The sequence below is a fragment of the Nocardioides ginsengisegetis genome, assembly GCF_014138045.1.
GTDB classification, from domain to species: domain Bacteria; phylum Actinomycetota; class Actinomycetes; order Propionibacteriales; family Nocardioidaceae; genus Nocardioides; species Nocardioides ginsengisegetis.
Genome location: NZ_JACGXA010000003.1, coordinates 299608 through 316588 on the forward strand (window position 1 = coordinate 299608; position 16981 = coordinate 316588).

Genomic DNA, 16981 nt, shown 5'->3' on the forward strand with positions numbered 1-16981 from the left:
CCATGACACCTCGGATCATCAGCGCCAGCCTCGTCGCCCTCGTCGGCGCGACCCTGCCCTTCGTCGGCACCTCGACCGCCACGGCGACCGACAAGCCGCCGGTCCAGCAGGTCGCGACGCCCCAGGTCATCGGCCACCGCGGCGCGCCCGGCTACCGCCCCGAGCACACCCTCGCCGGCTACCGCCTCGCGATCTCGATGGGCGCCGACTACATCGAGCCCGACCTCGTCTCGACCAAGGACGGCGTCCTCGTCGCCCGCCACGAGAACGACATCACCGGCACCACCGACGTCGCGGACCACCCGGAGTTCGCCGACCGCAAGACGACCAAGACGATCGACGGCCAGAAGATCACCGGCTGGTTCACCGAGGACTTCACCTTCGCCGAGCTCGAGACGCTGCGCGCCAAGGAGCGGCTGCCGCAGGTGCGGCCGGCCAACACGGCCTACGACGGCCTCTACAAGATCCCGTCCTTCGCGCAGGTGCTGCGCCTCGTCCGTGCCGAGGAGCGCAAGACCGGCCGCACGATCGGCGTGGCGCCCGAGACCAAGCACCCGACGTACTTCGACTCGATCGGCCTCTCGCCCGAGGAGCCGATGGTGCGGACGCTGACGAAGTTCGGCTACGACAGCCCGCGCGACAAGGTGCTGATCCAGTCCTTCGAGATCGGCAACCTCCAGCAGCTCGACCACATGACCGACCTGCCGCTCGAGCAGCTCATCGACTCCTCCGGCGCACCGGCGGACAAGGTCGCCGCGGGCGACCCCACGACGTACGCCGACATGACGACGCCCGAGGGCATGCGCAGGATCGCGCGGTACGCCGACTGGGCCGGCCCGAGCAAGGACCTGGTCCTGCCGCGGGACCCGGCCACCGGCGCTACGACGACGCCGAGCGACCTGGTCGACAACGCCCACCGGGCGGGCCTGCACGTGGTGATCTACACGCTGCGCGAGGAGAACCAGTTCATGGCCACCAACTTCCGCCGCGGCACCGACCCCAACGCCCACGGTGACATGCACGCCGAGATCGCGGCGTTCCTCGACGCCGGGGTCGACGCGCTGTTCTCCGATTTCCCCGACGACGCGGTCGCAGCCCGCAACGACTGGCTCCAGAACTGACCCGCACACCCCATCGGGTCGTGCTGCCCACGGAGCGCCCGGGCGCACTCTGGGCAGCACGACCCAGCGGGAGCAGGGAAAAGTAGGCTGGCCCCATGGCTTCCCTCGTCACGTGCACGGTCCAGGACGGCATCGCGCGGGTCACGCTCGACCGACCCGACAAGCTCAACGCCCTCACCCTGCAGACGCTCGACGAGCTGGTGGCCACCGCCCACCGGCTGCGCCGGGACCGGACGCTGCGGGCGGTGGTCATCGACGGAGCGGGTGACGCGTTCTGCGCCGGCCTCGACTTCGGGTCGGTCCTGCGGCAGCCCGCCAAGATCCTGACCAGCTTCGTCCCGCGGCCGTGGCGCGGCACCAACACCTTCCAGGAGGCCTGCTGGGCCTGGCGCCGGATCCCGGTGCCGGTGATCGCGGCCGTCCACGGGCACTGCCTCGGCGGCGGCCTGCAGATCGCCCTGGCCGCGGACTTCCGGTTCGCCACGCCCGACTCGCAGTGGTCGGTGCTCGAGGGCAAGTGGGGGATCATCCCCGACATGACGGGCATCCGGACGCTCGCCGAGCTGGTCGGCATCGACACCGCCAAGAGGCTGACCATGACCGCCGAGGTCGTCTCCGGCAAGGAGGCCGAGGCCCTGGGCCTGGTCACCGGCGTCGACGCCGACCCGGTCGCCGCCGCCCTCGAGCTGGCCGAGCGCCTCAAGGTCCGCTCGCCCGACCAGCTCGCCGCGGCCAAGCGCCTCTTCAACGCCACCTGGACCTCCGGCCCGCGCCGCACGTTCGCGCGCGAGCGCATCGAGCAGGCCTGGCTGCTGGGGATCCGCAACACCAAGGTCGCCCGCGAGGCGGCCGCTGCGAAGGTCACGCCGCAGTTCGGTCCGCGCTCGCGGTGACGTGAGGTTCCAGCGCACGGCGGCGCTCGTCGTCGCCCTCCTGCTGTACGTCGCCCTCGGGCCGTGGGTCGTCCTGGCCGCCGCGGGCGCCCTGGCGGTGCCGCGCGTCCGCGACTGGCTGCGCCCGACGTGGCGGGTCGTCGCCGGCTGGGCGGCCGGCGTGCTCGTGGTCGCCGGGCTGGTCCTCGTGATCCCGGACGGCTGGCTGCCGATCCCGCCCGGCCCCGGTGCGCTCGTCACGCCGCGCTACCTCGGCCGGCCCGCGGCGGCCCACCCGATCCGGATGGACGTGCCGCAGCACCCCGGGCTGTCCCGCAACGGCACCAGCTCCATGCACGACGACGCGTGGGCCAGCGACACCTACCCGTGGAGCGGGCCGCTGGGGGAGTCGCCGGACGTCGACACCGCGTGGTTCGGCCTCCAGGAGTGCGCGACCCTGGCGTTCGACTCCCACGGCCGGCTCGTCGGGCTCTGCGGCGACCGCCGCGGCCCGACGCTCGAGGTGATCGACCAGGGCTCGCTGCACCCGCTGGCCACCAAGCGGCTGCCCGACCGTCCCGACGGGCACGGCACGCCCCCGTGGGAGGACCTCTGCGGCGCCGCCTACTTCTACCTCGACGACGGCGACCGCGCGGTCGTGGGCACCACCGACCGGCACGTCCTGGTCGTGAGCACCGACGACGCCGAGGGCAACGCCGACCTGACGACCCGGGCCAGCCACGACCTGTCCGGGGAGATCCCCGAGGACGACTGCCTGGTCGCGCTCGTCCCCGACTGGCAGGGCCGCATCTGGTGGGCCACCCGCGGTGGCCGGGTCGGCACCGTGGACACCTCGGGTCGCGTCCGCGCGGTCGACCTCGGCGAGCAGGTCGCCAACTCGATGGCGGTGGACCGCACCGGCGTCTACGTCGTCACGACCGAGGCGGTCCACAAGCTGCGGGCCGATGCCGCCGGCGGCCCGGCCGAGGTGTGGCGATCGACGTACGACCGGGGGAGCGGGCGGAAGTCCGGCCAGCTCAGCCAGGGCTCGGGCACCACCCCGACGATCCTGCCGGGCAACCTGGTCGCCACCACGGACAACGCCGACCCGCGGATGCACGTGGAGTTCCGCGACACCAGGACCGGCCGGCTGGTGTGCAGCCAGGAGGTGTTCGGCGACGACGAGAGCGCCACCGAGAACTCCCTGGTCTCCGTCGGCACCGGCGTCATCGTGGAGAACAACCACGGCTACAACAGCCCGCTCAGCACGATCCTGGGCCGCACCACCGATGCGGGCCTGGCCCGTGTCGACGTCCACGACGGCACCTGCTCGGTGCGCTGGACCTCCGACCTGGCCGCCCCGACGTCGGTCCCCAAGGTCTCGCTGGCCAACGGGCTGCTCTACGCCTACACCAAGCCGCACAGCTGGTGGGGCGCCAACGCCTGGTACGTCACCGCCCTCGACGTCCGCACCGGCCGTCGCGTCTTCGCGGTCCGCACCGGCCTCGGCACGCTCTTCAACAACCACTACTCCGCGATCACCATCGCCCCGGACGGGTCGCTCTACGTCGCCACGCTCGCGGGCCTGGTCCGCGTCCGCGACCGGGGAGTCGGGGACTAGGGGTAGGCGATCCCCGTCGTCTGCTCGCTGATCTCCCACAGCCGCCGCTGCGCGGACTCGTCGTGCGACAGCTTGTTGCTGGTCACCACGATCGGCGCGCCGCGCTGCTCGGCGAGACCGCCCGGCCCGCAGTACGTCGATCCCGGCAGGTCGGCCGTGGCCGCCATCAGGGTCGGCCAGGCGCCCATGTGGGCGGGCTGCGCCACGGCCCGGACCGCGGCGTCGAGGATCGAGGCCAGACCGCCGGACGAGCGGCCGTACTGCCCGTTGGCCGCGAGGTGGGTCGCGGCGAAGCCCGGGTGCGCGGCCAGCGCCTTGACCGGCAGCCTGGCGTGGCGGGCCCGCCGGTCCAGCTCGTAGGTGAAGAGCAGGTTGGCCAGCTTGGACTGCCCGTAGACCGGCCACCGGGAGTAGCGCCGGTCCCGGTCGCGGGGATCGTGCAGGGGCGCGTGGCGGGCCACGCGGTGCATGAGCGAGGAGACCGTGACGACGGTGGCGGCCTCGCTGGCGACCAGCTGCGGCATGAGCAGCCCGGTCAGCAGGAACGGGCCGAAGTGGTTGGTCGCCATCTGGAGCTCGAGCCCGTCGGCGGTCCGCTGGTGGGAGGTGCCCATGACGCCGGCGTTGTTGACCAGGACGTCGATCGGGCCGAGCGCGGCCGCCTCGTCCGCGGCCCGGCGCACCGAGCCGAGGTCGGAGAGGTCGACGACCAGCGTCTCCGGCTCGGCCGTGCCGTCCTCCGCACGGATCGCCGCAGCGGTCTCGTCGAGCCGGGCCCGCGTGCGTCCGGCGAGCACGACCCGCGCCCCGCGCCGGGCCAGCTCCAGGGCCGTGACGTGGCCGAGCCCGCCGACGGTGGTCCCGGTGACGACGACGGTGCGGCCCGTCTGGTCGGGGATGTCGACGGGGTGCCAGGCAGTCGCGGTCACGGGGTGATCGCCAGCTTCTCCAGGACGGCCTTGCCCAGGGCCGCGTCCCCCTCGACGGTGACCGCCCCCGCTTCCGGGGTACGTCGACCGCCGGCCAGCACGATCCACGCCTCGCGGTCCATCGCGAGCCGGACGGTCGGGTCGGCCGGGAGCTCGGCCATCTGCTGCCCGCGGCCGTTCTCGTCGACCACGACGGCGGCCGGGGCGCTGCCGGTGACCTCGAGCACCGCGGTCGTGCCGGCGGGGGCGCCGACGCGCTTGGCGAGCACGACGCCCAGGCTCTCCATCAGGTAGTCGGCCGTGTGCTGCGCCGCCGGCGTGTCCAGCCCGCCGGGCAGGCCGACCGCGCGGCGTACGTCCTGCTCGTGCATCCACACGTCGAGCGGGCGGTTGCGCAGGAGCCGGCTCCAGTCCCAGTCGATGCCGCCGAAGATCGTGGCCGGCTTCGCCGTGCCGTCGGTGGGCGGGTCGGCGAGCAGCGTCGTGTGCCGGGCGGTGGTGACCGAGCGGATCTCGTTGATCAGGTCGTCGGGGCTCCGGTCGCGTCGCGCGACCACGCCCTGCTCGGTGTAGAGCCCCATCAGGCTGGTGACATGGGCCGGCTCGCCGACCTCCACGGTCTCCTCGGGGGCGCCCGCGAGGATCGCCTCGAGGTGGGCGATGTGGGCCGCCACGGCCTGGACGTCCCAGCCCGCCAGGTCCGTCGGCGTCGACCACTGCTCGGCCGGCACCTGCTCCAGGACCGCCGTGAAGTCGTTGACCGCCTGCCACCAGACGTCGATGTAGCCGCTGAGCACCCGCTGATCCGTCATGCGCAGCACCCTAGGTGCACGCCGATCGGCGTCAGTCGGAGGTCTGCGTCTTGAACAGCACGGCCAGCACGGCCACGTCGTCGGTGGGCCTGGCCCCCACCAGCTCGCCCAGCAGCGCGTCGAGGAACTTGGACGGCGGCAGGCCGTGGTGCTGGCCCGCGACCCGGCGCAGGCGGTCGAGCCCGGCAGTGAGGTCCTCGCCCCGGCGCTCGACGAGACCGTCGGTGTAGAGCAGGAGCGTCGATCCCGCCTCGATGACCGTCCGGTGGTCGGTGCGGCGGATGTCGGGGGCGATGCCGATCATCAGGTCGGCCTCGAGGTCGGCGTCGAGGAGCTCGGTCGAACCGTCGGCGGTGATGAGCAGCGGCGGCGGGTGCCCGGCGTTGGTCCACGACAGCACCCAGAGGTCTGGTGCGGCGCCCGGCTGGATGCGCGCCTTGACCAGGCTCGCCATCCCGTCGACGTCGAGGTCGCGCATCGCCTGGTCGAGGCGCTCGACGTTGCGCGCAGGGGAGTTGTCGCCGGCCCAGGCGATGGTGCGCAGCATCGTCCGCAGCTGGCCCATCACGGCCGCGGCGTCCATGTCGTGCCCCACGACGTCGCCGATCATCAGGCTGGTGGCGCCGCCGTGCATGAGCACGGCGTCGTACCAGTCGCCGCCCACCTGGTCCCGGGTCGCGGCCGGCCGGTAGCGCGCGGCCATGTCGAGGTCGTCCTGCTCGGGCAGCCGCGGCAGCAGCGAGCTCTGCAGGATGACCAGCGCGTCGAGCCGGTCCTGGTAGAGCAGCGCCCGCTCCACCGCCTGGGCGGTGTACGCCGTGAGGGCGGCGATCGTGACGCGGTCCTCCTCCGACATCTCCCGCTCGTCGGGCCACACCAGCACCAGCACGCCGTAGACGTGACCGCGGACGCCGAGCGGCAGGAACGCCCGGGCTTCGCCGAGCTGACCGGGGTTGACCAGGTGGGGGTAGTCGGCGTTCTGGTCGGCCCGGGACCGGTAGAAGATCGGGGCGTCGTGGACGAGAGCGGCGCCGGCCGGGTTGCCGTCGTCGATGGCCAGGGCGCCGAAGGTCGCGGCGGCCGTCCATTCCGCGTCGGGGTTGGTGATGAAGGTCAGGCCGCCGGCGGACTCCTGCTCGGTCAGCGGCAGGTCCGCGGCGTGCCGCTGCTTCAGCGGGTCGTGGCGCAGCCAGATGCCGCCCTTGAGGCACCCGAGGATGTCCACCGCGATCTCCTCCATCGCCGTGGCGACGTCCTCGAGGGTCGCGGTCGTGGAGAGCCCCTCGCTGAGCGCGAGCAGGACGCGGCTGCGGTCGGTGAGGCCGTGCGCGTGCCACGCCCGCTCGGCGGCGTCGAGGCGGAGCGCCCGCTCGGACAGCTCGGTCGAGCAGGCCGAGGCCATGTCCTCGAGCAGCTCGAGGTCCTGGTCGGTCCACTCGTGCGGACTCGTGTCGAGGGCGCACAGCGAGCCGATGACGGTGCCGTGCTGGTCCTTGATGGGGAAGCCGGCGTAGGCCACCACCCCGAAGTCGACGATCGCCGGGTTGTCCTTGAGCCGGTCGTCCTCGCGGAGGTCGCGCACGATCAGGGGCGACTCGTCGGAGACGACGTACTGGCAGAAGGAGTGCGACAGCGGCGTCTCCCGGGTCGACGCGACCGGCTCGTCGAGGCCGGCCGCGCCGACGAAGACCTGACGGCTCTCCTCGATCAGCGTCACCAGCGCGACGGGGGTGTCGAGGGCGTTGCGCACCATCCGGGCATAGCGGTCGAACGAGGTGTCCACCTCGGCCGTCTGCTGCCTTGCCATCTGCGCCGCCCCTCCGGTTGCATGTCCCGTGTCTCGGGGCGCATTCCTTCCGTGAAATCTATCGCGGGTCCGCCCTGCGAGAGACGCTTACCCTCGATCGCGGCCGGTTCGCGACAATGACCCCATGCGTGTACGTGCCCCCGAGCTCGTCGGCCGAGGCTGGCTCAACACCGACGGCCCGATCTCCCTCCGCGACCTGCGGGGGCGGTTCGTCCTTCTCGACTTCTGGACGTTCTGCTGCATCAACTGCCTGCACGTCCTTGACGAGCTGCGCCCCGTCGAGGAGAAGTACGCCGACGAGCTCGTCGTGATCGGCGTGCACTCGCCGAAGTTCGTGCACGAGGCCGACCCGGACGCGCTCGCCGCGGCGGTCGAGCGCTACTCCGTGCACCACCCCGTCCTCGACGACCCGGAGCTGGTGACCTGGCAGGCCTACACCGCCCGCGCCTGGCCGACCCTCGTGCTGGTCGACCCGGAGGGCTACGTCGTGGGGCAGTACGCCGGGGAGGGGCACGCCCACGCCGTCGACGCCCTCCTGGCCGAGCTCGTCGAGGACCACCGAGCCCGCGGCACGCTCCAGCCGGGCGACTCGCCGTACGTCGCCCCGGTCGTGGAGCCGACCGACCTCCGCTTCCCTGCGAAGGCCGTGCCGCTGCCCGACGGTCGCGTGCTCGTCGCCGACGCCGGGCACGACGAGGTCGTCGAGCTGTCGGCCGCAGGGGACGTGGTGCGTCGCTTCGACGGGTTCCGCGAGCCCAACGGGCTGTGCCTGCTGCCCGACCACGTGGCCGGCGAGGTCGGCTACGACGTCGTGGTGGCCGACACCGTCCACCACCAGCTCCGGGGGATCGCCCTGGGGTCGGGCGAGGTGCGGGTCCTCGCCGGCGACGGCGCCCAGTGGATGCAGGGCGACGGCACCGACCGGCTGTCCTCCCCGTGGGACGTGGCCTGGTGGGGCGACCGGGTCTGGGTCGCGATGGCCGGCATCCACCAGCTCTGGACGTTCGACCCGCTGACCGGCAGCACCGAGGTCGCCGCCGGGACCACCAACGAGGGGCTCCTCGACGGGCCGCCGGCCGAGGCGTGGTTCGCCCAGACCAGCGGCCTCGCCGCGGCCGGTGACCGGCTGTGGCTCGCCGACAGCGAGACGTCCAGCCTGCGCTGGGTCGACGTGGACGGCGTCCACTCGGCCGTCGGCTCCGGCCTCTTCGACTTCGGCTTCCGCGACGGCCCGGCCGACCAGGCGCTGCTCCAGCACCCGCTCGGCGTGACCGTCCTGCCCGACGGCAGCGTCGCCGTCTGCGACACCTACAACGGTGCGGTCCGCCGTTTCGACCCGGCGACCGGCGCGATGTCGACCCTGGCCACCGACCTCACCGAGCCCAGCGGGGCGTACGTCGCGGGCGAGCACCTCGTCGTCGTGGAGTCCGGCGCACACCGGCTCACCCGGATCGCGCTCGGCGCCGCCGCCACGACCACCGACGGCTTCGCCCACACCACGCAGCGCCCGGTCACCGCCGTGGCCGCCGGCCTCCAGCTCGTCGTGGCTTTCGAGCCGCCGCCCGGCCAGAAGGTCGACGACCGCTTCGGCCCGCCCTCGCAGCTGCTCGTCTCGGCCACCCCCGCGGCTCTCGTCCGCGAGGGCGAGGGCCGCGGCACCGACCTGTTCCGGACGCTCGTGCTCGACCCGGCCGTGGGGGAGGGGGTGCTCCACATCGCCGCCCGTGCGGCGTCCTGCGACATCGACGGCGGCGAGGGTGCCGCGTGCCGGATGCACCAGCAGGACTGGGGCGTGCCGGTCCGGATCGAGGCCGACGGCAGCACCGTCCTCGCCCTGCCGCTCGGCGGGGCGAGCTGACCGGCACGATCGACAGGACACGATTAACGGATGGGGCCTCCGGTTCCCTAGACTGGGCGCAGCCAGTGGCCCGCTTCTCGACAGGGCCGCTCATCTCCAAGTAACCCGGTGTGGTGCGCGTTTCGAGTCGCGCAGAGACCAATGGATCGGGTGCCTTGAGACCGCGTCTCGCCAGGCTCACCGGATCCGCACCCGTGGTTCCGCGCAGTGACGCATCCTGCATCCGGAAAGTTCACGCATGTCCGCGCCTGCCCTCGAGCAGACCCCCGTCGCCCCCGCCCCCAGCACCGCCCCCACCAGCACCGTCTTCAGCAACCTCCCCGAGGAAGTCGTCGTCGCGCTGGCCAAGCAGGGCATCACCACCCCCACCCCCGTCCAGGCCGCCGTCCTCCCCGACGCGATGGCCGGCCACGACGTGCTCGGCCGCGCCCAGACCGGCTCGGGCAAGACGCTGGCCTTCGGCCTGCCGATCCTGGCCCGCCTCGCCGGCGAGCGCAGCCGCCCGAACCACCCCCGCGCCGTCGTCATCGTGCCGACCCGCGAGCTCGCCCAGCAGGTGGCCCGCTCCCTGCAGCCGCTGGCCGACGCGCTCAAGCTGCGGATGACCAACGTCTACGGCGGGACGCCGTACGACCGCCAGGTCCGCGCCCTGCGCAACCGCGCCGACCTCGTCGTCGCCACCCCGGGCCGCCTCGCCGACCTGATCGAGCAGGGCCACTGCCAGCTCGCCGACATCCAGGTCACCGTCCTCGACGAGGCCGACCACCTCTGCGACCTCGGCTTCTTCCCGGCCGTCGACGCCCTGCTCGGCCAGACCCCCGCGGGCAGCCAGCGGATGCTCCTCAGCGCCACGCTCGACGGTGACGTCGACCGCCTGGTCCGCAAGCACCTGCGCAACCCCCGCACCCACCAGCTCGACCCCAACGCCGGTGCGGTCACCACCATGACCCACCACACGCTGGTCGTCGGCGGCTTCCGCGAGAAGGTCGACGCCGTCCAGCGCCTGATCACCGCCAACGGCCGCACGATCATCTTCACGCGCACCCGCGACGGTGCCGTCGAGCTCGCCGAGGCGCTCGGCCAGACCGGCGTCGACGCCGTCGACCTGCACGGCAACCTGAGCCAGCGGGTCCGCGAGCGCAACCTCGCCCGCTTCTCCAAGGGCCAGGCCCAGGCTGTCGTCGCCACCGACGTCGCCGCCCGCGGCATCCACGTCGACAACGTCGACCTCGTCGTGCACTTCGACTCCGCGAGCGACCCCAAGGCCTACCTGCACCGCTCGGGCCGTACGGCGCGCGCGGGCAACGACGGCTGCGTCGTCACGATCACCACCCCGAAGTTCGTCAACGAGGTCGTGCGCCTGCAGCACAACGCCGGCGTCGAGGTGCTGCACCACGACATCCGCACCGCCCCGCGCGTGCTGACCGCCGAGGCCCTCGCCGAGAGCGGCGGCCCGGCCCCGGCCCGCTCCTCCGCGCCGTCCGGCGGGGCCCGCAAGCCCTACCGCGGCCAGGGTGGCGGCCCGTCCCGCGGCGGCCAGTCCCAGGGCGGCCCGCGCCGTGGCGGTCAGGGCGGCGGCGACCGTCGTCAGGGCGGCCGCCCCGACGGCAACGCCCGCTGGGGTCGCTGACCCGAGCAGCACTCAGCCGAGCGCGAGCCCGGCCGCGATGGCGAGCATGGTGAGTCCGATCAGGACGTCGAGCACCTGCCACGCCCGCGGCCGGGCCAGCACCCGGCTCGCGAGCCGGGCCCCGTGGCCCAGGCCCGCGAACCACGCCGTGCTGGCCACGCACGCGCCGACCGCGAACCACCACCTGCCGGAGTGGCCGTGCTGGTTCGCGATCGACCCGAGCAGCAGCACGGTGTCGAGGTAGACGTGCGGGTTCAGCCAGGTGAGCGCCACCGCGCGCCCGAGCGCACCCCGGCGGGTCAGGCCGTTGCCGCCCGCCGCTGCCAGCGCCCCGGGCCGTAGTGCCCGGCGCAGCGACGAGACGCCGTACCACCCGAGGAACGCGACGCCCAGCCAGCGCACGACCTCCAGCGCCCAGGGCGCGGCCTCCACGACCGTCCCGATCCCGGCGACGCCGGCGACGATCAGGACGACGTCGGAGAGCGTGCACACGAGCACGACGATCCCGACGTGCGAGCGCGCCAGGCCCTGCCGCAGCACGAACGCGTTCTGCGCGCCGATCGCAACGATCAGGGAGAGGCCGGTGGCCAGGCCGGCCGCGGCGGAGTCGAGCACGGGAGCACGCTAGTCCCGCGTCGAAATGCGGAACGCCCCGCCCGCAGCATGCGGACGGGGCGGTTCGGGGATCGCTCACACCTCGGTGCGGCGCTCCTCCACGTGGGTGGTGCGCGAGCGCTGCTGGTTGATCACGAGCGTCAGCACGAGGGCCAGGACGCCGCAGACGACGCAGATCCAGCCGACCGTGTCCGTGGCGACGTTGGCGTCGACCGCGTCCGGGAGGTCGACCGAGCCGGTGACCAGGATGAGTCCGAGGACGAGGAGGACGATGCCTGCTCCGATACCCATGGGTGCTCCTTCGGTTGCGAATAGGGGGCGGTACGGCGACGGGGGAGGCGCCGCACCGCCTGTCGAAGGGATACCCGGTGGGGACCCGGGGAAAACGTGACAGGAGCCACCCCGGTCGGACCGGCGTGGCTCCCGTCGTCGTGGGATCAGCGAGCAGACGTCAGAACGCGTCCTCGTCGAGGTCCATCAGCGAGAGGTCGGTCGCCTCGGCGATGGCCAGCTCGGCGGTGATCTTCGGCAGGTTGTGCGCGGCGAAGAACTGCGCGGCCGCGACCTTGCCCTCGTAGAAGGCCTTGTCCTTGCCCGGCTCCCCGCCCAGCTTCTCGAGCGCGACCTCGGCCTGGCGCAGCAGCAGCCAGCCGCAGACGACGTCGCCGAGCACCATCAGCAGGCGGCTGGTGTTCAGGCCCACCTTGTAGATGTTGCGCAGGTCGCCGCCCTCGGCCGACGCGTCGGCCGACATCAGGTCGTTGATCATGTGGCCGACCAGCGCGTTGGCGTCCTCGAGCGCCTTGGCGAGCAGACCGCGCTCGACCTTGAGGCGACCGTTGCCGGCCTCGCTGGCGATGAAGGACTCGATCTCCTTCGCGATGTGGCCCAGCGCCTTGCCCTGGTCCTTGACGATCTTGCGGAAGAAGAAGTCCTGGCCCTGGATCGCGGTCGTGCCCTCGTAGAGGGTGTCGATCTTGGCGTCGCGGACGTACTGCTCGAGGGGGTACTCCTGCAGGAAGCCGGAGCCGCCGAAGGTCTGCAGCGACTCGGTGCCGAGCAGCACCCACGACCGCTCCGAGCCGTAGCCCTTGACGATCGGGAGCAGCAGGTCGTTGACCGCGTTGGCGAGCTCGTCGACCTCGCCGGCGTGCTCGGCCAGCATGACCTTGTCCTGCCACGACGCGGTGTAGAGCACCAGGGCGCGCATGGCCTCGGCGAACGACTTCTGCGTCATCAGGGAGCGACGCACGTCGGGGTGGTGCGTGATCGTGACGCGCGGCGCAGTCTTGTCGGCGGACTGCGCCAGGTCGGCACCCTGCTGGCGGGTCTTGGCGAACTCCAGCGCGTTGAGGTAGCCGGTCGAGAGGGTCGCGATGGCCTTGGTGCCGACCATCATGCGGGCGTTCTCGATGACCTGGAACATCTGCGCGATGCCGTTGTGCACCTCGCCCAGCAGCCAGCCCTTGGCCGGCTCGCCGCCGCCGACGGCGGAGTCGCCGAAGGTGACCTCGCACGTGTTGGACACCTTGATGCCCATCTTGTGCTCGACGTTGGTGACGTAGACGCCGTTGCGCTCGCCGGTCAGCTCGCCGGTCTCGTGGTCGAAGTGGATCTTCGGCACGAGGAACAGGCTCAGGCCCTTGGTGCCGGGGCCGCCCACGCCCTCGACGCCCACGGGGCGCGCGAGGACGAGGTGCATGATGTTCTCGCTCATGTCGTGCTCACCCGAGGTGATGAAGCGCTTGACGCCCTCGATGTTCCACGAGCCGTCGTCGTTGGGGGTGGCCTTGGTGCGGCCGGCGCCCACGTCGGAGCCGGCGTCGGGCTCGGTCAGCACCATCGTGGCGCCCCACTGGCGGTCCACCATGTGCTGGGCGATGAGCTTGTCGCGCTCGTTGCCGTTGCGGTAGACGACGTTGGCGAACGCGGGGCCCGCGGCGTACATCCAGATGGGGGCGTTGGAGCCCAGCACGAGCTCGCCCATGGCCCAGACGAGCGAGGAGGGGGCCGCCTGGCCGCCGATCTCCTCGAAGACCTGAAGGCGCCACCACTCGGCGTCCATCCAGGCCTTGTAGGACTTCTTGAACGAGTCACCGATGGGAGCGGTGTTGGTCTGCGGGTCGAAGACCGGCGGGTTGCGGTCGCTGTCCTCGTAGGACTCCGCCAGGTCCTCGCGGGCGAGGCGGTCGACCTCGCTGAGGATCGATCGCGCGGTGTCGCTGTCGACCTCGGCGAACGGACCCGTGCCCAGGACCTCGTCCCGACCGAGCACCTCGAAGAGGTTGAACTCGATGTCGCGCAGGTTGCTCTTGTAGTGGCTCACTGATCCACCTTTTCCGTGGGGGGGACGCGGTCAAACTCGGTGTACTACTGACCGGTAACAAAATAGTAGGAGGGCATCCCGGGCCGTGCAAGGCGCGGTGACGTGGATTACCCGGCATTTGCCCGATCGTGACCTCGGACCCACTACGCCCTTGTGGGCCTGGGGATTGCGTCCTAAAATGTCTAGTAAGTCAGTCACATTAAGGATTGAGGTGAGGCGGCATGCGCAAGCTGCTGGTCCTCGCGCTCGTCGGCCTGCTTGCGCAGCTGGTCGACGGCTCCCTCGGCATGGGGTACGGCGTCACCTCCTCGACGCTGCTCCTTGCCGGGGGGCTCGGTCCGGCCGCCGCCTCCGCGGCCGTGCACCTCTCCGAGATCGGGACGTCCCTGGTCTCCGGCGCCTCCCACCACGCCTTCGGCAACGTCGACTGGCGCACGGTCGGGATCCTCGCCCTGCCCGGCTTCGTCGGCGCCTTCCTCGGTGCGACGCTGCTGGTGCGCCTCGACGCTGCGGCCGCCGTGCCGGTGGTGGCGGCGCTCCTCCTCGCGCTGGGCGCCTACGTGACCTGGCGCTTCCTGGCCGCGCCCCGGCGCCTGCGGTTCAACCCGCGGCCCGAGGCCTGGTTCCTGGCCCCGATGGGGCTGTTCGCCGGTGCCCTCGACGCGATCGGCGGTGGCGGCTGGGGGCCGGTCGGCACCACCTCCCTGCTCTCCTCGGGACGGCTCGAGCCCCGCAAGGTGGTCGGCTCGGTCGACACCGCGGAGTTCGTCGTCTCGATCGGGGGGTCGCTCGGCTTCCTGCTCGGGCTGGGCAGTGCCGGTGTCAGCTGGGCATTCGCGGGCGCGCTGCTCGTCGGTGGCGTGGTGGCGGCTCCGCTGGCGGCGCTCGTCGTACGCCACCTCCGCCCGCGCATCCTCGGTGTCGCCGCCGGCGGGGTCATCGTGCTGACCAACCTCAAGACCCTCGCCGACTCCCTCGGCGCCTCGGGGATCACCGTGGCGTTGCTGGCGTCGGTCGTCTTCACGCTGTGGGTGCTGTGGATCGCCTGGGCCGTCAAGCTTGAGCAGGCCGTCGACGCCGACGCCACCCGCTACCTCCCGCGTGGGACTCCGGTCGTGAGCCGGCACTGAACCGGCGTTGGTCGACTGCCTGAGTCGACAAATCTGACACACTGCTCCCATGCGAGTTTCCGCCAAGTCCGACTACGCCCTGCGTGCCCTGATCGAGATGGCGACGCGAGTGGACGGGCGGGCGGTCAGCGCCGAGGAGCTCGGCCGGCTCCAGGAGATCCCGCACGGCTTCCTCCAGGCGATCCTCGCTGACCTGCGCCGCGCCGGCATCGTGATGTCGCAGCGCGGTCAGTCGGGCGGCTGGCGCATGGGCCGGGGCCCCGAGACGGTGTCGGTCGCCGACGTGATCCGCGCCGTCGACGGCCCGCTGGTCTCCGTCTACGGCCTGCGCCCCGAGGCGGTCAGCTACAACGAGTCCGCCGAGGTGCTCCAGCACGTCTGGATCGCCGCGCGACGCTCGCTGCGCGACGTCTTCGAGCAGGTCTCGATCCAGCAGCTCGCCGACGGCAAGCTGCCCAAGGCGGTCACGTCGCGGACCGCCGACGAGGACGCCTGGCAGCCGCACTGACGGCTCCCCGTCGCGGCGGGGTCACTCCGCGAGCGGCCCGAGGGTCGCGTCGGCGAGCCGGCGCTTGAGCTTGCGCTTCTTCTTCTCGAGCTTGGCGTTGCGCTCCTCGAGGTCCGCGGCGTGCTCGCGCAGCCGGGCCACCTCGACGAGCACGTCGGCCAGGGCGTCGGTCGTGCGGGCGAGCCGCTCCTCGACCGGGTGGTGGTCGGGGACCTGGGCGTCGTCGGCGGGGCGCTCGGGGAGCAGGTCCGAGGTCGCGCCGAGGACGTCGTACCCGCCGTCGGCGATCTGCTTGGTCCAGCGCTCGGCCACCTCGAGGAGGTCGTCGTAGAGGTCGGCCGGGACTGACGCCCGCACCGGCGTCACGGCCTCGCGGGGCAGGAACTCGCTGACCATGGCCCGGTCGCGGGCGCCGAGCCGGCCGTCGATCGCGTCGTTGACCTCCCGCAGCACCGAGGTGCCGGCGCCGTCGAGGGTGATCGAGGGTCCGCTCGCGACGAGGGGCAGGGCGGCGGCGTCGAAGCCCGCGAGCTCGCCGACGGCCCGCCAGATGGCCGGGCGCGGGTCGGCGGTGTCGGCGGGGAGGGGTACGACGTGGACGTGGCGCGGGTCGCGGACTGCGGCACCCCAGCGCTCGAGGACCTCGTCGAGGGCCTGCGCCGCCCAGAACTGCTGGGCCTGCTCGTGCTCGCGGGTCGGGTCCATGATCCGGCGGCGGAACCGGCCGAAGCTGGCCGCGCTGCCGGTGTCGACCGTGTCGGCCCAGCCGGTCACGACCTGGGTCGCGGGGTCCTGGGCCGTCACGACGACGTGCACCTCGAGGCCCGCCAGGCCGTCGAGGAGGAGGGCGATCTGGGGAGTCGTGCAGGCCGCGAGGAGGTCGTGGCTGACCACGACGGCGCCCTTCTCCTTGAACGCCCGGCGGCAGATGCCCGCCCAGACGCCCTCGACGTCGCGGCGGCGGTAGCCCCACACCTTGTGGTCGCGGCGCATCTCGAGGGCGGCCCGGAACATCTCGTGGGTGGACCTGGAGGGGGTGCACACACCCTGCTCGCGGAGCTCGTCGGCGTGGTGGGCCAGCTCGGCGCCCAGGAAGGCGCCGCCGGTGCCGGGGAGACCGATGTGGACGAAGGCCTTGCGTCGTGCCATGGCACGAGCGTGACACCCGCAGGCGTGCGCCGGGTGAACGCCGCGTGACCGCTCGTGGGCTCCCGGGGTGAGCCCCGCCACTAGAACGTGTTCCAGTTTGCGGCGTACGATGCCGCCCATGACGACGTCCGACGCCATCACCTGGAACGCCCCCGACGGCGACCACCCCGCCCGGCGCGCCTCGCAGCGCTCCTACGCCGCGGTCGCCCGGGGAGACCTGGCCGCGTGGCTGACGGTCTATGCCGAGGACGCGGTGCTCGAGGACCCGGTCGGCCCGTCGATGTTCGACCCGGAGGGCAAGGGCCACCACGGGCACGAGGGGATCACGGCGTTCTGGAACGCCGCCATCGCCCCGGTCGGGACCTTCCACTTCACGATCCACGACTCCCACGCCAACGGCGACACCTGCGCCAACGTCGGCACCATCACCACGACCTTCCCCGACGGCGGCCGCGTGGACACCGACCTGGTCATGGTCTACACCGTCCACGACGACGGCCGGGTCGCCTCGATGCGGGCGTTCTGGGAGCCCGAGCGCGCGATGGCGACCTACCGGAAGGAGTAGTCGTGTGACACTCCAGTGGTGCAGAGCGTCGTAGGGGT

General features: G+C 72.5%; 15 protein-coding genes. 8 read left to right on the plus strand and 7 right to left on the minus strand.

The annotated features are described in order from the left end of the window. Window positions 1–2: 2 nt before the first annotated feature. The 3 genes from FB382_RS20945 (at window position 3) to FB382_RS20955 (ending at window position 3614) form a co-directional block, all read left to right on the plus strand. Window positions 3–1121, plus strand: coding sequence for a glycerophosphodiester phosphodiesterase (locus FB382_RS20945; RefSeq protein WP_182541894.1), 1119 nt, complete (start codon window positions 3–5; stop codon window positions 1119–1121). Between the two features lie 95 nt (window positions 1122–1216). Then, the gene (locus FB382_RS20950) at window positions 1217–2014 is read left to right on the plus strand and encodes a crotonase/enoyl-CoA hydratase family protein (RefSeq protein ID WP_182541895.1); all 798 of its coding nucleotides are present in this window, start codon (window positions 1217–1219) and stop codon (window positions 2012–2014) included. A gap of 1 nt (window position 2015) precedes the next feature. Continuing rightward, a complete protein-coding gene (locus FB382_RS20955; RefSeq protein ID WP_182541896.1) occupies window positions 2016–3614 on the plus strand; it encodes a hypothetical protein in 1599 nt (532 codons plus the stop codon). On the opposite strand, the gene FB382_RS20960 is transcribed toward FB382_RS20955, so the two are convergent. Genes FB382_RS20960 through FB382_RS20970 form a run of 3 tightly spaced genes read right to left on the minus strand, consistent with a single transcriptional unit; the run spans window position 3611 to window position 7162 of the window. After that, a complete protein-coding gene (locus FB382_RS20960; protein WP_182541897.1) occupies window positions 3611–4543 on the minus strand; it encodes an oxidoreductase in 933 nt (310 codons plus the stop codon). The two genes, FB382_RS20955 and FB382_RS20960, sit on opposite strands and share 4 nt — an antisense overlap. Further along, window positions 4540–5355, minus strand: a complete 816-nt coding sequence (locus tag FB382_RS20965; protein ID WP_182541898.1) for a maleylpyruvate isomerase family mycothiol-dependent enzyme — start codon at window positions 5353–5355, stop codon at window positions 4540–4542. Before FB382_RS20965 ends, FB382_RS20960 begins: the two co-directional genes overlap by 4 nt. Window positions 5356–5386: 31 nt before the next feature. Continuing rightward, window positions 5387–7162 (minus strand): SpoIIE family protein phosphatase, encoded by a 1776-nt coding sequence (locus FB382_RS20970; RefSeq protein WP_182541899.1) that lies wholly within the window; start codon window positions 7160–7162, stop codon window positions 5387–5389. Between the two features lie 124 nt (window positions 7163–7286). Between FB382_RS20970 and FB382_RS20975 the strand changes: the two genes are divergently transcribed. Together FB382_RS20975 and FB382_RS20980 are read left to right on the plus strand one after the other, a co-directional pair. Then, window positions 7287–9020: an NHL domain-containing thioredoxin family protein gene (locus FB382_RS20975; protein ID WP_182541900.1), complete on the plus strand. Its 1734-nt coding sequence runs from the start codon at window positions 7287–7289 to the stop codon at window positions 9018–9020. 238 nt (window positions 9021–9258) lie between these two features. Further along, window positions 9259–10650, plus strand: coding sequence for a DEAD/DEAH box helicase (locus FB382_RS20980; protein WP_182541901.1), 1392 nt, complete (start codon window positions 9259–9261; stop codon window positions 10648–10650). 12 nt (window positions 10651–10662) lie between these two features. Here the strand turns inward: FB382_RS20980 and FB382_RS20985 are convergent, their stop codons facing one another. From FB382_RS20985 to FB382_RS20995, 3 genes are all read right to left on the minus strand, one after another. Next, window positions 10663–11265, minus strand: a complete 603-nt coding sequence (locus FB382_RS20985; protein WP_182541902.1) for a LysE family transporter — start codon at window positions 11263–11265, stop codon at window positions 10663–10665. Window positions 11266–11340: 75 nt separating this feature from the next. Then, complete coding sequence (locus FB382_RS20990; RefSeq protein WP_182541903.1) at window positions 11341–11556, minus strand: DUF6458 family protein; 216 nt, start codon at window positions 11554–11556, stop codon at window positions 11341–11343. Window positions 11557–11716: 160 nt separating this feature from the next. Further along, window positions 11717–13591, minus strand: coding sequence for an acyl-CoA dehydrogenase (locus FB382_RS20995; RefSeq protein ID WP_125037291.1), 1875 nt, complete (start codon window positions 13589–13591; stop codon window positions 11717–11719). 221 nt (window positions 13592–13812) lie between these two features. On the opposite strand from FB382_RS20995, the gene FB382_RS21000 reads away from it, so the two are divergent. Beyond that, complete coding sequence (locus tag FB382_RS21000) at window positions 13813–14721, plus strand: sulfite exporter TauE/SafE family protein (RefSeq protein WP_182541904.1); 909 nt, start codon at window positions 13813–13815, stop codon at window positions 14719–14721. Between the two features lie 49 nt (window positions 14722–14770). Beyond that, a complete protein-coding gene (locus FB382_RS21005) occupies window positions 14771–15229 on the plus strand; it encodes an RrF2 family transcriptional regulator (RefSeq protein ID WP_125037293.1) in 459 nt (152 codons plus the stop codon). A 21-nt stretch (window positions 15230–15250) separates the two neighbouring features. Here the strand turns inward: FB382_RS21005 and FB382_RS21010 are convergent, their stop codons facing one another. Beyond that, complete coding sequence (locus FB382_RS21010; RefSeq protein ID WP_182541905.1) at window positions 15251–16378, minus strand: hypothetical protein; 1128 nt, start codon at window positions 16376–16378, stop codon at window positions 15251–15253. A 118-nt stretch (window positions 16379–16496) separates the two neighbouring features. On the opposite strand from FB382_RS21010, the gene FB382_RS21015 reads away from it, so the two are divergent. Next, entirely contained in the window at window positions 16497–16943 is a 447-nt protein-coding gene (locus FB382_RS21015; protein ID WP_182541906.1) for a nuclear transport factor 2 family protein, read from the plus strand. Window positions 16944–16981 lie beyond the last annotated feature (38 nt).

What these genes read in the sequence shown, in the direction of transcription:
- FB382_RS20965 (WP_182541898.1), bottom strand. Translation starts at nt 5,355, where the DNA reads ATGACGGATCAGCGGGTGCTCAGCGGCTACATCGACGTCTGGTGGCAG.
- FB382_RS20990 (WP_182541903.1), bottom strand. Translation starts at nt 11,556, where the DNA reads ATGGGTATCGGAGCAGGCATCGTCCTCCTCGTCCTCGGACTCATCCTG.
- FB382_RS20980 (WP_182541901.1), top strand. Translation starts at nt 9,259, where the DNA reads ATGTCCGCGCCTGCCCTCGAGCAGACCCCCGTCGCCCCCGCCCCCAGC.
- FB382_RS20945 (WP_182541894.1), top strand. Translation starts at nt 3, where the DNA reads ATGACACCTCGGATCATCAGCGCCAGCCTCGTCGCCCTCGTCGGCGCG.
- FB382_RS21015 (WP_182541906.1), top strand. Translation starts at nt 16,497, where the DNA reads ATGACGACGTCCGACGCCATCACCTGGAACGCCCCCGACGGCGACCAC.
- FB382_RS20950 (WP_182541895.1), top strand. Translation starts at nt 1,217, where the DNA reads ATGGCTTCCCTCGTCACGTGCACGGTCCAGGACGGCATCGCGCGGGTC.
- FB382_RS21005 (WP_125037293.1), top strand. Translation starts at nt 14,771, where the DNA reads ATGCGAGTTTCCGCCAAGTCCGACTACGCCCTGCGTGCCCTGATCGAG.
- FB382_RS21000 (WP_182541904.1), top strand. Translation starts at nt 13,813, where the DNA reads ATGCGCAAGCTGCTGGTCCTCGCGCTCGTCGGCCTGCTTGCGCAGCTG.
- FB382_RS20975 (WP_182541900.1), top strand. Translation starts at nt 7,287, where the DNA reads ATGCGTGTACGTGCCCCCGAGCTCGTCGGCCGAGGCTGGCTCAACACC.
- FB382_RS21010 (WP_182541905.1), bottom strand. Translation starts at nt 16,378, where the DNA reads ATGGCACGACGCAAGGCCTTCGTCCACATCGGTCTCCCCGGCACCGGC.
- FB382_RS20970 (WP_182541899.1), bottom strand. Translation starts at nt 7,162, where the DNA reads ATGGCAAGGCAGCAGACGGCCGAGGTGGACACCTCGTTCGACCGCTAT.